The sequence below is a fragment of the Bradyrhizobium sp. BR 1433 genome (genome assembly GCF_051547665.1).
GTDB lineage: Bacteria > Pseudomonadota > Alphaproteobacteria > Rhizobiales > Xanthobacteraceae > Bradyrhizobium > Bradyrhizobium australafricanum.
In genome coordinates this window covers 603,162-616,509 of record NZ_JBPUGG010000001.1, presented here as the reverse complement: position 1 = coordinate 616,509, position 13,348 = coordinate 603,162, and the positions used below count along the sequence as shown (strand labels likewise).

Sequence of the window (13,348 nt, the reverse complement as noted above, 5' to 3'; positions counted from 1 at the left end):
GATATCAGGCGGCGGCTCTTGAATGTTCCGAAGCGCTTAGAACGGGTGGACGGACAGCGTGCCGAACACGATGGCCGCGATCACCGCAAAGGCGCTGTACAGCGCCGCCGTGTGAATTCCGGTCCCGGACTTCCGTGAAATGTTTCGCGCGTAAAGGTGCAGGCGGGCCTCCGCCGATAGCTCGCGCATGGTCGATCTCCAACGCCCCATTCTCGGACATATGGAATATCGTTCGCGTCCGGATTCAAGCGGGCGGCAAAAATAGCGATGCCGCCGCCTTCGGGAACTCGGTTCCGAGAGGAATATTCCTTCTCGCGCGCTCGGCCGAGAATCCTATTCGCTGCAATTCGAGGCGTCAGGAACCCGCGCCAGTCCAGCAATAATCGAAAATCTCGAAAACAACCCCATGCAAAGCAGCCGTTGCGCCGCCCTCAGGCCTTCCAGCGCCCGATCCTGAAGGCCGCCAGATGCCCCGGAACGTCGCTCGGGTCGAACGGCGGGCCGGCGAACGCCCCGATGGCGCTGGAGGCGCCGGCCGGGCGACCCGATGCGGCGTCGTAGAGATCGGGCCTGAACACGGCCATGGCGATCTTCAGCGCCTCCGGCCGGTACGGCGTCTGGCCCCAGCGAACCATCTGCGCATAGAGCCAGGCCGCCTGCCCCGGATCAGGCCGCGCCGCAGCCTCGCGCCCGACCAGCAGATAGCGATTGCTCTCGCGCATGGTGCCGTCGGGCGAGATCTTCAAGTGGCCATCGAGCGTGCGCTGGATGACGCTGGCATCGACGCCGATCCGCTCGGGCTGCGCCAGGATGCGCGCGACCTCGGACCGGTTCTCGGGCCGCTCGATGAACTCCACGGCGCGCAGATGCGCACGCACCAGCGCCGCCACGATGTCGGGATGCTTCTCCGACCAGCTCTGCCGCACTGCCAGCACCTTTTCCACCGCGCTGAGCAGGATGTCGGAGACGAAGTGCAGGATGTGGCCGATGCCGAGATCGACCGCGATCGAATTCCAGGGTGCGCCGACACAGAACGCGTCGACATGGCCGTTGGCTAGACTGTCGACCATGTAGGGCGGCGGCAGCACCACGAGCTGAACATCCTCATCGGGATCGACGCCGCCCGCGGCCATCCAGAACCGCAACTGGTAATTGTGGGTCGAGAACGGGAAGGTCATGCCGAAGGTCAGCGGCTCCGCCCCGCTCTTCCGCCGCTTGGCCACCACGCGGGCGAGCGCCTGTGCGGTTGCCATCGGATCGAAGCGGTCGCCGTCGATCTCTTCCATCAGCGCGGCGTGCAGCGCCGGCGATACGGTGATGGCATTGCCGTTGAGCCCGAGGTTGAAGGGCGCCGCGATCGGCACCTTGACGTGACCGAGCCCGAGGCTCGAGGCGATCGCCACCGGCGCCAGCAGATGAGCGGCGTCGAACAGGCCGATGTTGAGCTTGTCGCGGACGTTCGACCACGACACTTCCCGCACCAGCGTGACGTCGAGGCCCTCAGTCGCCGCGAATCCCTTGTCGGCGGCAACGATCAGCGCGGCAGCGTCGACCAGCGGAATGAACCCGATGCGCAAAGGTGTGGTCATTTCAGAAGCTCCGACGCCGTCAGGATCGATTGCGCGATCTCTCCGATTTTCTTTTTCTCGCGCATCGCGGTCGAGCGCATCAGCACATAGGCCTCCTCCTCGGTCAGCCCCTTCACCTTCATCAGGATGCCCTTGGCGCGGTCGATCACCTTGCGCTCCTCCAGCGCGTGCTTGGTGCGGTCGAGTTCGTCCTGCAGCTTGGCGAAGGCATTGAAGCGGGAGACGCACAGATCGAGGATCGGCTTCATCCGCTCCTTCTTGAGGCCGTCGACGATGTAGGCGGAGACGCCCGCCTCGACCGAGGCCTGGATCGAGGCGGCGTCGCTCTGGTCGACGAACATCGCGATCGGCCGGCGGACGGCACGGCTGACCTGGAACATTTGTTCCAGCACGTCGCGACTGGGATTCTCGAGGTCGATGACGATGATCTCGGGGTCGAGCGCATAGATTCGCGAGAGCAGGCTCTGCATCTCGCTGATATGCACGACATCCGTATACCCGGCCTCCCGCAGTCCCTCCTCCAGGATGGCCGCTCGGATCGGGCTCTCGTCGACTATGACGATCTTGGGAGACGATTCAGCGCTCATCGACAACTCTTAAGGCCCGGCAGATGCATCCATATCATGCCAGAAGCCCCGGGAAAGGGTTGTATTTCTCGGCAATTGGGACTAGCTCCTGCCCATTCATCAGGCAGATCAAAGATATGCAAGAGGCCGCCGCGCCGAAAGTGAGCTTTGTGTCCTTGGGGTGCCCCAAGGCACTGGTCGATTCCGAGCGCATCATCACCCGGCTGCGCGCGGAAGGCTATGAGCTGGCGCGCAAGCATGACGGCGCCGATATCGTCATCGTCAACACCTGCGGCTTCCTCGACAGCGCCAAGCAGGAATCGCTCGCCGCGATCGGCGAGGCCATGGCCGAGAACGGCAAGGTCATCGTCACCGGCTGCATGGGTGCCGAACCGGAGCAGATCGAGAGCGCCTATCCCGGCGTGCTCTCGATCACGGGGCCGCAGCAATATGAGAGCGTGCTGGACGCCGTGCACCGCGCGCTGCCGCCGGCGCACAACCCGCATATCGACCTGGTACCGCCGCAGGGCGTCAAGCTGACGCCGCGGCACTACGCCTATTTGAAAATTTCCGAAGGCTGCAACAACCGCTGCAGCTTCTGCATCATCCCGAAGCTGCGCGGCGATCTGGTGTCGCGGCCGGCCAATGACGTGTTGCGCGAGGCCGAGAAGCTGGTGAAGGCCGGCGTCAAGGAATTGCTTGTCATCTCGCAGGACACCTCGGCCTATGGCGTCGACCTGAAATACGCCGAGAGTCCCTGGCAGGACCGCAGCGTCCGCGCAAAATTCTTCGATCTCGCCAAGGAGCTCGGCGAGCTCGGCGCCTGGGTGCGGCTGCAGATGTCTACCCCTACCCGCATGTCGACGAGGTCATCGGCCTGATGACCGAGGGCAAGGTGCTGCCCTATCTCGACATCCCGTTCCAGCATGCGAGCCCGGACGTGCTGCGTGCGATGAAGCGCCCGGCTGCGCAGGAGAAGACGCTGGCGCGGATCCAGAAGTGGCGTGAAGCGTGCCCCGAGCTGACGCTGCGCTCGACCTTCATCGTCGGTTTCCCCGGCGAGACCGATTCTGATTTCGCCTATCTGCTCGACTGGCTCGATGAAGCCGGGATCGACCGGCTCGGCTGCTTCAAATACGAGCCGGTTGCCGGCGCCACGTCGAACGCGATTCCCAATGCCGTGCCCGACGAGATCAAGCAGGAGCGCTGGAATGCGCTGATGGCGCGGCAGCAGAAGATCTCCGCGAGGCGCCTGAAGCGCAAGGTCGGCACCCGCCAGCAGGTCATCATCGACGAGGTCGGCCCGACGGTGGCGAAGGGCCGGTCAAAGGCCGACGCGCCGGAGATCGACGGCGCCGTCTACCTCACGAGCCGACGGCCGCTCAAGGTCGGCGAGATCGTCACCGCCAAGATCGAGCGTTCCGACCGATACGACCTGCACGGCAGCGTCGCCGGATTCTGACGCTTGACATGTTCCGGCGTTCGGCTGTATGGCCCTGCGCCATGAAGCTGAACCGGACCCACCGCCGCGCCATCTGCCGTCGTCGCACCCGCGACGATGCTGGGCTGCGCCGTGTCCGAGGCCATCGCTGATCCTATAAATCAGCCAAGGTTTTCGAGAAGGCCGCGCCCCCAAAGCGCGGCCTTCTCGCTTTCCGGCCTGCCCTTTCCAACACCGACCCCAGAGGAGATCGACATGACCAACGCCACCCATCCGTTCGATGCGCTGATGGACATCACCGCTCGCCCCGAGGTCGTGTTCGTGCGCGGCGCCGGCTCGTATTTGTGGGACAGCAACCGCAACCGCTATCTCGACTTCGTGCAGGGCTGGGCCGTGAATCCCCTCGGCCACTCCCCGGTCATCGTAGCCGACGCGCTGGCCGCGCAGGCGAGACGGCTGCTGACGCCAAGCCCGGCGTTCTACAACGAGCAGAGCCTGAAACTGGCAAAGTTGCTGGTCGACAACAGCTGCTTCGACCAGGTGTTCTTTGCCAATTCGGGCGCCGAGGCCAATGAAGGTGCGATCAAGCTCGCGCGGAAATTCGGCGCCAAGTACAAGAATGGCGCCCACGAGATCATCACCTTCGAAGGCGGCTTCCACGGCCGCACGCTCGCGACCATGTCGGCCTCGGGCAAGAAGGCGTTCGAGCCGCTGTTCGAGCCGAAGGTCCAGGGCTTCCGCAAGGCCAGGCTGAACGACATCGAGTCGGTGCGAAAGCTGATCTCGTCGTCGACGGTCGCGGTCATGCTGGAGCCGATCCAGGGCGAGGCCGGCGTCTGGCCCGCGACGGATGAGTTTTTGAAGGAGTTGCGGGCGCTGACCCAGCAGCGTGGCCTGCTGCTCATTGTCGACGAAATTCAGACCGGCATCGGCCGGACCGGAAAGCTGTTCGGCTATCAGCACGCCGGGATCGAGCCCGACATCATGACGCTCGGCAAGGGCATCGGCGGCGGCGTGCCGCTCGCGGCCCTGCTCGCGACCGAGCATGCCTCGTGCTTCGATCACGGCGATCAGGGCGGCACCTTCAACGGCAATCCGCTGATGTGCGCCGCGGGGCTCGTCGTGCTCGATCAGATCGGAAAGCCCGATTTCCTGAAATCGGTCGTCGATGCCGGCCTTTTGCTCGAGCGCGAATTGCAGCGGCTGTCGTCGCGGCACGGTCTCGGCGAGATCAGGGGCCGCGGTCTCCTGCTGGCGCTCGACCTCAAGATGCCGATCGGTGCCGCTGTCGTCGCCGAGGCGTTCGCGGCCGGCGTGCTGGTCAACTCGCCACAGCCGGACACGTTGCGCTTCATGCCGGCGCTCAACGTCGGGCGCGAGGAGATTTCCGCTGTTATTGATTGCCTGGATCAGGTGCTGACGAAGGTGGGCGCTGCGCGGCGGGTGGCGTAGCAGCCGCCGCAATTGCGGGGGCGCGATAGCGACGAAGCAATCCATCTGCCCGCGCGGACGGAATGGATTGCTTCATCGGAAACGAGGCTGCGCGCCGCCCCCTCTATGCAAAGGCGGGCTTCATCGCAGCCGGCCATCAGGTCAAGGCGCTGAAGCAGGATGGCCGATACTCGGACGCTCCATAGCCGAACAAGCGTTGCGGCCGCCCAGAAGTCCGCCGGTGCTCCACAGTTGCTCCGGATGCCCCCTGCTAGCTGTTTTCCGATCGCGAGAAGGGCAACACGCGAACGCGTTTTCCGGTGGCACTGAAGAACGCGTTCGCCACGGCGGGTCCAATCGGTGGCACGCCCGGTTCGCCAACTCCGGTCGGTGGGGCGGTCGAATTGACGATGTAGACCTCCACCTTTGGCATCTCGTCGATCCTGAGTACGTCGTATCCGTCGAAATTGCCTTCTACGATCATTCCCTGGTTCAGCGTCAGTTGAGATTTCAGGATGGCGCCGAGACCGAAGCCTATGCCGCCCTCCATTTGCGCGCGAACCTGGTCGGGATTCACTGCGGTGCCGCAGTCGACCGCGCAGACAACGCGATGGACCTTGGGCTGTCCAGACTTTTCAACCGAAATTTCCGCAACCTGCGCCACGCATGAGCGGAAGGATTCCGCTAATGCGATGCCGCGGTGGCGATCCGCTGGCGCAGGCGAGCTCCAACCTGCCTTCTCTGCGGCCAGCTGCAAAACCGCCGTATGTCTTGGCTTGCCCTTCAACATGGCGAGACGGAATTCAACCGGGTCTTTTCCTGCAGCGTGGGCAAGTTCGTCGATGAAGCTCTCCAGCGCGTATGCCGTGTGGGTCGACCCGACTGCCCGCCACCACAGAACCGGCACGGGCGAGTCTGTCGTCGTCAGGTCGATGCGGATATTTGGTATTGCATAGGGCAGGTTTTGGATGCCCTCGACTGAAAGCCTGTCTACGCCTTCTCGAACCAAACCAGCCTCGAAGACAGTGCCTTTGGCTATCGACTGACCGACGGCACTATCGCGAAACGCTATCAGCGCGCCCTTGTCGTCGAGCGCGGCTTTCAACTTGTGAACGAATGCCGGCCGGTAACGCCCAGCGCGCATATCGTCCTCGCGGGTCCACTGCACCTTGACCGGCGCCTTCCAGCCCAAAGCCTTTGCAGTCGCGACGGCCTCGACGATGATATCCGCATCCGGGCTGGCGCGGCGTCCAAAACCGCCACCGGTTTTCATCACCCGCAAGATGACCTTGTCCGAGGCAATGCCCGCTACCTTGGCTGCAATCGCCTGGTAGAGATCGGGCATCTGATGGCCGCCCCATATCTCCAGCGTTCCATCGGGATTCATCCGCGCAGCTGCGTTGATTGGCTCCATCGGCGCATGTGCGAGGTATGGAAACTCGTAACGAGCCTCGAGCACCTTCGCTGCCTTGGCGAAGGCTGCATCAACGTCGCCGGAGTTGGCCGCGACCGCCTCGCCGCCCTTGTCTGCCGCCGCTCGATAGTCTGCGATGAGATCGCTGGAGCTACGCTTCTCGGCTTTCGACTCGTCCCATTCGACGGTTACCGCGTCGCGCCCCTTGATCGCCTCCCACATGCCCGACGCGACGACAGCGACGCCGCGAGGAGTCGCCACGACGTCCACAACCCCTTTCATCCCCTTCGCCTTCGATCCATCGAAGGACTTCAAGGTTGCGCCAAACCGAGGCGGGTGAATCATGACCGCCGTTAGCATCCCAGGTTCGTACACATCGATGGTGTATTGCTGGCGACCCGTCGATTTGAGCCCTGAATCATATCGCGGCAACGTTTCGGCGCTGACGTACTTCCACTTTTGCGGCTCTTTCAACGCGACATTGCCGGGTACCGGCCGCGTGGCAGCAGCGGTAACCAGGGCGCCATAGGTCGTCGACTTGCCCGAAGCGTGACTCACAACACCATTGCTGGTGCTGATTTCATTGACCGGAACGTTCCATTGCTCGGCTGCGGTCGCTACAAGCATTGCACGTGCCGTCGCGCCGGCGCGACGATAGCGCTCCCACGATGAAGCAGTGCCGGATGAACCGCCCGTGAACTGGAATTTCCCACCCATGCTCAAGTTGCCGTAGAGGGCTGGGTTGCCGAAGCCGCCTGCAACCGACACCCTCGCCCAATCTGCATCCAGTTCCTCCTGAACAAGAGTGGCGATGCCGTGATAGATGCCTTGCCCCATGTCCATTTGCGAGGAGTAAATGGTCACGGTTTCATCCGGCGAAATTCGCAAATACCCCTCGAACGGGTTGGGCCCGGGCGCACTCGGCGCAACATCTGCGAAAGTCGAGAAGCCGACGACGAGGCTTGAACCGGCTGCGGCCGCGCCGATAAGAAACGAGCGACGCGACGGGGCGATCTCTCGCGGGAAACGTGCAAATCCTTCGTTGAGCATGTTACGCTCCCAGCAGTTTCGCGGCTTCATGGATGGCCGCGCGGATGCGCTGATAGGTGTTGCAGCGGCAAATGTTGCCGCTCATCGCATCATCGACGTCCTGGTCGGTCGGCTTGCGATTGCTGGATAACAAGCTAATCGCGGCCATGACCTGTCCCGACTGACAATATCCACACTGCGGTACATCGAGTTTGGCCCAGGTCGCTTGTACGACTTCGGCGACCCTGCCTGAGACGCCCTCAATGGTCACCACATTCCGGCCGGCGACATCGGCGATGCGGGTCTGACAGGCGCGCGCCGGTTGACCGTCGATGTGGATCGTACATGCGCCGCACAGCGCCTGGCCGCATCCGTACTTCGTGCCCACAAGCCGCAAGTCATCCCTGAGGATCCAAAGCAACGGCTTGTCGGTATCGGCGTCAATCTCGCTCGCGCGGCCATTGAGCATAATTCGCATCGCGCGCTCTCCTCTAAATTGGATTATGAAATCGCAGTCGCGTATCAGCTGTCTTCAAAAATACGTCGCCGAAACTGAAAAGATGGGACTGCCTCCCGCGCGGAATGCGGAATGTTGCAACGGGTGTGACGCGCCCCTTAGACCTTGAATTGCAAGCGATCGGCTGTGACGAGAGTGCCCCAGATTTCTGCCTGTGACAAGCTATCGAGGGCCCGGCGCCTCGTTGAGCCGAATGATTGTGTACGCTCGCCCTCGGCCGTAGCGCGGGATGACGCCGCCGATCACGTGCACCATGCCGCCAAGTGCAATCCCCGAATGTCGACGCAATGCCAACGCTTTTCCGCCCGACAAGCTCTGGCGACGACTTGGAAAATTGCCCCGACCGGGAATAGCGGCGATCGCCAATGCGGCCAGCAGAAGGGGTCCGAAACTGGTGCCGGTCGTTGCGACGACTATGGCCGCAAAATCGCCGCGCCCGTCGTCGCCCGGCTCTCCAGGTCGATATGCGCCTTGGCCGCATCCTTCAGCGCATAGGCGTGGTTGATCGGCACGTGCAGCTTGCCGTTGATCACGGCGGCGAACAGCGTGTCGGCGCCTTCGAGCAATTCCTTGCGGGTGCCGACATAGTCGTTGAGCTTGGGCCGCGTCGCGAACAGCGAGCCGTGGTTGTTGAGCTCGGCGAGCGGGAACGGCGGCACCGGGCCCGACGCGTTGCCGAAGGAGACGAACAGACCGCGCGGCCTGAGGCAGGACAGCGATCCCGGGAACGTGGTCTTGCCGACGCCGTCATAGACGACGTCGCAGAGCTCGCCGCGGCTGATCTGCTTGACGCGTTCGACGAAGTTCTCCTCGTTATAGAGGATGACGTGATCGCAGCCATTGGCGAGCGCGAGATCGGCCTTCGCCTTCGAGCCGACGGTACCGATGACATGCGCGCCGAGCGCCCGCGCCCATTGGCAGGCGAGCAGCCCGATGCCGCCCGCCGCGGCGTGGATCAGCACGCGATGGCCGTGCTCGACCTTGAAGGTCTTGTGCAGGAGATACCAGACCGTGAGGCCCTTCAGCATCAGCACGGCGCCCTGCTCGTAGGTGATATGGTCGGGCAGCTTGACGAGCTTGTCGGCCGGGATGACGCGCTCGGACGCGTAGCCGCCGAGATTGTAGTAGTAGGCGACGCGATCGCCGGGGTGGAAATTGGTCACGCCCGGACCCACGGCCAACACCTCGCCTGCAGCCTCATTGCCGGCAATGAACGGCAGGCCGGGCGCCTTGTAGAGGCCGGTGCGGAAATAGACGTCGATGAAGTTCAGACCGACCGCATGCTGGCGGATCCGGACCTCGCCCGTCCCCGGCGCGCCCACCTCGACGTCCTCGTAGGTCAGGACTTCCGGGCCTCCCACCCGGTGCACGCGCACAGCCTTGGTCATGTCGTCGCTCCCCTCAATATCAGCGTCAAGCGAGCGAATGCCATCGCGGCCGGCTTGTCAACCAAGCGGGCCGGAACCGGCTACGGCACGATCCGGAAAAGTGCGAAGCGGCTTTCCCTCGCGACAAACGCGCAGCGTTTGCGCGGAGATCATGCCCATCAGCGCGCCGGCTTCCTGCGGTTGCGCTTGGCCATGACGTTGAACGCCTCGACGGCGGCCGAGAAGGCGATCGCGAAATAGATGTAGCCGCGCGGAATGTGGAATTTGAAGCCGTCGGCCACCAGCGCCACGCCGATCAGCACCAGGAAGGCCAGCGCCAGCATCTTGGTGGTCGGATGCTCGGCGACAAACCGCGCCACCGGTCCCGACGAGATGTACATGATGACGCAGGCGATCACGACCGCCGCGATCATGATCTCGATGTCCTGCGCCATGCCGATCGCGGTGATGATCGAATCGAGCGAGAACACCAGGTCGATGATGATGATCTGCACGATCACCCAGAAGAACGCGCTGGCGCTCGGCCTGTCATCGGCGTCCGCCTCGCGCGCCTCGACCTCGCCGTGGATCTCATGGGTCGCTTTCGCGATCAGGAACAGGCCGCCGCCGATCAGGATGATGTCGCGCCACGACAGCGCGACGTCGCTGACGGTGATCACCGGTTGGGTCAGCCCGATTAACCAGACCAGGATCGAGAGCAGCACAATGCGGAACACGAGCGCCAGCAGCAGGCCGATCTGCCGCGCGCGCTTGGCCTGCGCCGGCGGGATCCGCGACACGATCACCGACAGGAAAATCACGTTGTCGATGCCGAGCACGATCTCGAGCGCAGTCAGGGTCAGCAGCGCCGCCCAGGCTTCCGGGCTGGTGATCAGTTGCATCATGCTCTGAAGGCTTTCATCCGGCGGATCACGGTATCGCTGCCGATGATGTAGACGGCGATGGCGCAGAGACCGAAGGTGATCGGGGCTCCGACCACGAAATCGTTGGCGAGCGTGTACATGCCGAGCAGTGCCCATGCGCCGAGCAGCCACAGCGTCAGCCAGCGCAGCCGCACCACCCGCAGCGGATGCAGCACGTGGAACGGCGCGAAGGTCAGCACGATCAGGAGCGCGACCACGATCGTCGACAGCACGGGCGGCAGATGCAGCAGGAACAGGTAGAACGCCGCCGCATTCCACAGCGCCGGGAAGCCGCGGAAATGGTTGTCATCGGCCTTCATGCGGCGGTCGGCGAAATACAGCGCGCTGGAGACCACGATGCCGATGCCGAGGATCGGCGCCGCCAGCGGCAGCAGCATGCCGCTCGCGGTGATCGCATAGGCCGGCACGAACACATAGGTGACGAAATCAACCACCAGGTCGAGCACCTCGCCCGACCAGTTCGGCTGCAGCCGCACCACGTCGAGCCGGCGCGCCAGCGGGCCGTCGATCCCGTCGATGATGAGCGCGCCCCCGAGCCAGGCGAACATGTTGGCCCAGTGCTCGCGCACCGCCTCCAGCATCGCCAGCAGCGCGACCCCGGCGCCGAGCGCCGTGAAAATATGAACGGTGAATGCGGCGGTCCGCATCCGTTCTGGCAACGCATCGGGCTGGCTCGAATGCTCCATCGGCCGAGTGCTATCAGGAATCGGACCGGTTTGCATATGCGGTCTTGCGGCGTTCCGCCGCGCAAAGCGTTGGAAACTCTTGGTGGTTACCGATGGCTTGAAAATCGGGCCAAGCATGTCAAATGTCCTGATATGACCGACAGCTCGCTGGATTATGACGTTATCGTAATAGGCGGCGGTCCGGCCGGATTAACGGCTGCGATTGCCCTTGCCGACGCAGGTGCGCGGACTGCGCTGCTGGCGCGCCGCGCGCCCTATGCCGACAACCGGACCACCGCGCTGCTCGGTGCCTCGACCGATATCCTGGATCGGCTCGACGTCTGGCGGCGCTGCAGCGACCGAGCGGCGGCGCTCAAGACCATGCGCCTCGTCGACGACACCGGCCGCCTGATCCGTGCGCCCGAGGTGCGCTTTTCGTCCGATGAGATCGGCCGCGAGCAATTCGGCTTCAACATCGACAACCGCTCGCTGGTCGCGGCGCTCGAGGACCGCGCCGGTGAAATGTCCGCGCTGACGCGGTTCGACGATGAAGCCGCCTCGGTGCGGCCGGACGATGCAGCGGTCACCGTGGTGACGCGGCAGGGCCAGTCGCTTCAGGCCCGGCTCGTGGTCGGTGCCGACGGGCGCAACTCATTGTCCCGCGAGGCCGCCGGCATCGAGGTGACAAGCCGCGAGCTCGGGCAGTCCGCCCTCACCTTCAACGTCACCCACACCCGGCCGCACCACAACGTCTCGACCGAGTTCCACACCGAGCACGGCCCCTGCGTGTTCGTGCCGCTCAGCGGCGTCAGAAGCAGCGTGGTCTGGGTCTCGGCGCCCAAGGAGGCCGAACGGCTGATGGCGCTCGGGGACGACGAATTGTCCGTCGCCGCCGAGCGACAATCGCATTCGATCCTCGGCCGCGTCGAGGTCCAGGGCGGCCGTCACGTGTTTCCGCTCGCGATCGAGCGGCCGCGGCAATTCGCCAAGGACCGGATCGCGCTGGTCGGGAATCCGCCGATGTGCTGCCGCCGATCGGCGCGCAGGGCCTCAATATGGGACTGCGCGATGCCGCCGATATCGCCGAGATCACGGCTCACGCGATCGGTCGTGGCGAAGATCCCGGCGCGCCCAATGTGCTGTCGCGCTACCAGGCGGCGCGGCGCCCCGATGTCGCCAGCCGGACCTGGGCGATCGACATCGCCAACCGGTCGCTGCTGAGCGATTTCCTCGGCATGCAGACGGCGCGCGCTGCCGGCCTGCATCTGCTCGGCGCATTCGGCCCGCTGCGGCGCCTGGCGATGCGCGAAGGCCTCGCGCCGTCGTGGCGGCGGTAAGCAAAGCGTTTTCGAGCAAAGTGGGTACCGGTTCGCGTTAAGAAAACGCGTCAAATAAGAAGCGCGCCGATCAGGGAAACACCAGCCGTCCGCTCTGGATGAACCACATCACGCTGGTCAGCGTGACCACCGAGGCGAAGGTGCCGATCAGCACCGCGACCGAGGCCGGCTCGATCCAGGTGTCGTTCTGCCGCGCGATCACGAACACATTGAGCGCCGGCGGCAGCGAAGCCATCAGCACCGCTGTCGCGGCCCAAGGCTGCGCGAACGGGCCGAACAGCAGCATCAGGCCGAACGCCAGCAGCGGATGGATCAAAAGCTTGATCGCGACCACGCCCGGGACCTCCCACGGCACCCGCTCGAACGGCCGCAGCGCCACCGTGATGCCCAGCACGAACAGCGCCGTCGGCGCGGCGGCGTTTTCCAGGAACTGGATGGTGCGATCGAGCGCGACCGGGATCGGGACGTGAAACGCCGCGACCAGCGCCCCGAACACGGCCGACATGATCAGCGGGTTCTGCACGATCTGCCGCAGCACCACGCCAAGTGCGTGCAGCAGCGAGGGATGGTCGCGGTCGGTGAGCTCGATCAGCAGCGGCACGATCGAGAACAGGAAGATGCTGTCGCAGCAGAAGATCAGCGCGGTCGGCGCCGCCGCCTTGGCACCGAGCACGGCGAGCGCGAGGCCGGGCCCCATATAGCCGATATTGCCGTAGGCGCCCGACAGCCCGGCCAGCGTCGCCTCGCGCAGCGTGAGCCCGCCGATCACCTTGCCCGCGACCATCGCCAGGAAGAATGCGAGCACGGTTCCGAGCGTGGTGGCGATCAGGAATGGCGGGTTGTTCAGCTCCGCAAACGGCGTCTTGGACATGATCCCGAACAGCAGCGCCGGCAACGAAACGTAAAGCAGGAAGAAATTCATCCAGGCGAGCCCGCTCTCGGGCAAACCCTTGGCCTTGCCGCACGCGTAACCGATGAAGATCAAGCCGAAATACGGCAACGCCAGATTGAGGATATCGATCATTCTGAAAGTAGTTTCTCGGCCGGA

At 64.2% G+C, this 13,348-nt stretch carries 10 protein-coding genes and 2 pseudogenes; 3 read left to right on the top strand and 9 right to left on the bottom strand.

Features of this window, described 5'->3' with window-relative positions; translation table 11 throughout:
- Positions 1-36: 36 nt before the first annotated feature.
- The 3 genes from ACSKB9_RS03090 to ACSKB9_RS03080 all read right to left on the bottom strand — a co-directional run bounded on the left by ACSKB9_RS03090 (position 37) and on the right by ACSKB9_RS03080 (position 2,176).
- Entirely contained in the window at positions 37-189 is a 153-nt protein-coding gene (locus tag ACSKB9_RS03090; RefSeq protein WP_016844408.1) for a hypothetical protein, read from the bottom strand.
- 242 nt (positions 190-431) lie between these two features.
- Positions 432-1,589 (bottom strand): CmpA/NrtA family ABC transporter substrate-binding protein, encoded by a 1,158-nt coding sequence (locus ACSKB9_RS03085; protein ID WP_438071608.1) that lies wholly within the window; start codon positions 1,587-1,589, stop codon positions 432-434.
- On the bottom strand, positions 1,586-2,176 hold the full coding sequence (locus ACSKB9_RS03080) for an ANTAR domain-containing response regulator (RefSeq protein WP_028332037.1): 591 nt from the start codon (positions 2,174-2,176) through the stop codon (positions 1,586-1,588). Before ACSKB9_RS03080 ends, ACSKB9_RS03085 begins: the two co-directional genes overlap by 4 nt.
- Before the next feature lie 116 nt (positions 2,177-2,292).
- Here ACSKB9_RS03080 and rimO point away from each other — a divergent pair.
- Together rimO and ACSKB9_RS03070 are read left to right on the top strand one after the other, a co-directional pair.
- Positions 2,293-3,617 (top strand): annotated as a pseudogene (gene rimO / locus ACSKB9_RS03075) (30S ribosomal protein S12 methylthiotransferase RimO).
- Between the two features lie 234 nt (positions 3,618-3,851).
- Complete coding sequence (locus ACSKB9_RS03070) at positions 3,852-5,048, top strand: acetylornithine transaminase (RefSeq protein ID WP_438071606.1); 1,197 nt, start codon at positions 3,852-3,854, stop codon at positions 5,046-5,048.
- Positions 5,049-5,298: 250 nt separating this feature from the next.
- On the opposite strand, the gene ACSKB9_RS03065 is transcribed toward ACSKB9_RS03070, so the two are convergent.
- The 5 genes from ACSKB9_RS03065 to pcsA form a co-directional block, all read right to left on the bottom strand.
- Positions 5,299-7,491 (bottom strand): molybdopterin cofactor-binding domain-containing protein, encoded by a 2,193-nt coding sequence (locus ACSKB9_RS03065; protein ID WP_438071604.1) that lies wholly within the window; start codon positions 7,489-7,491, stop codon positions 5,299-5,301.
- Position 7,492: 1 nt separating this feature from the next.
- On the bottom strand, positions 7,493-7,948 hold the full coding sequence (locus ACSKB9_RS03060) for a (2Fe-2S)-binding protein (RefSeq protein ID WP_438071602.1): 456 nt from the start codon (positions 7,946-7,948) through the stop codon (positions 7,493-7,495).
- A 452-nt stretch (positions 7,949-8,400) separates the two neighbouring features.
- Complete coding sequence (locus tag ACSKB9_RS03055) at positions 8,401-9,375, bottom strand: quinone oxidoreductase family protein (RefSeq protein ID WP_438071601.1); 975 nt, start codon at positions 9,373-9,375, stop codon at positions 8,401-8,403.
- A gap of 158 nt (positions 9,376-9,533) precedes the next feature.
- Complete coding sequence (locus tag ACSKB9_RS03050; RefSeq protein ID WP_438071599.1) at positions 9,534-10,259, bottom strand: TerC family protein; 726 nt, start codon at positions 10,257-10,259, stop codon at positions 9,534-9,536.
- Entirely contained in the window at positions 10,256-10,984 is a 729-nt protein-coding gene (gene pcsA / locus ACSKB9_RS03045; RefSeq protein ID WP_438071598.1) for a phosphatidylcholine synthase, read from the bottom strand. Before pcsA ends, ACSKB9_RS03050 begins: the two co-directional genes overlap by 4 nt.
- A 132-nt stretch (positions 10,985-11,116) precedes the next feature.
- Between pcsA and ACSKB9_RS03040 the strand changes: the two are divergent.
- Positions 11,117-12,300 (top strand): annotated as a pseudogene (locus ACSKB9_RS03040) (UbiH/UbiF family hydroxylase).
- A 70-nt stretch (positions 12,301-12,370) separates the two neighbouring features.
- Here ACSKB9_RS03040 and ACSKB9_RS03035 read toward each other — a convergent pair.
- Positions 12,371-13,324: an AEC family transporter gene (locus ACSKB9_RS03035; protein WP_438071596.1), complete on the bottom strand. Its 954-nt coding sequence runs from the start codon at positions 13,322-13,324 to the stop codon at positions 12,371-12,373.
- Positions 13,325-13,348: the final 24 nt, after the last annotated feature.

Bases quoted from the DNA above. Each gene is read 5' to 3' on its own strand.
- ACSKB9_RS03090 (WP_016844408.1), bottom strand. From the start codon at position 189: ATGCGCGAGCTATCGGCGGAGGCCCGCCTGCACCTTTACGCGCGAAAC.
- ACSKB9_RS03085 (WP_438071608.1), bottom strand. From the start codon at position 1,589: ATGACCACACCTTTGCGCATCGGGTTCATTCCGCTGGTCGACGCTGCC.
- ACSKB9_RS03080 (WP_028332037.1), bottom strand. From the start codon at position 2,176: ATGAGCGCTGAATCGTCTCCCAAGATCGTCATAGTCGACGAGAGCCCG.
- ACSKB9_RS03070 (WP_438071606.1), top strand. From the start codon at position 3,852: ATGACCAACGCCACCCATCCGTTCGATGCGCTGATGGACATCACCGCT.
- ACSKB9_RS03065 (WP_438071604.1), bottom strand. From the start codon at position 7,491: ATGCTCAACGAAGGATTTGCACGTTTCCCGCGAGAGATCGCCCCGTCG.
- ACSKB9_RS03060 (WP_438071602.1), bottom strand. From the start codon at position 7,948: ATGCGAATTATGCTCAATGGCCGCGCGAGCGAGATTGACGCCGATACC.
- ACSKB9_RS03055 (WP_438071601.1), bottom strand. From the start codon at position 9,375: ATGACCAAGGCTGTGCGCGTGCACCGGGTGGGAGGCCCGGAAGTCCTG.
- ACSKB9_RS03050 (WP_438071599.1), bottom strand. From the start codon at position 10,259: ATGATGCAACTGATCACCAGCCCGGAAGCCTGGGCGGCGCTGCTGACC.
- pcsA (WP_438071598.1), bottom strand. From the start codon at position 10,984: ATGGAGCATTCGAGCCAGCCCGATGCGTTGCCAGAACGGATGCGGACC.
- ACSKB9_RS03035 (WP_438071596.1), bottom strand. From the start codon at position 13,324: ATGATCGATATCCTCAATCTGGCGTTGCCGTATTTCGGCTTGATCTTC.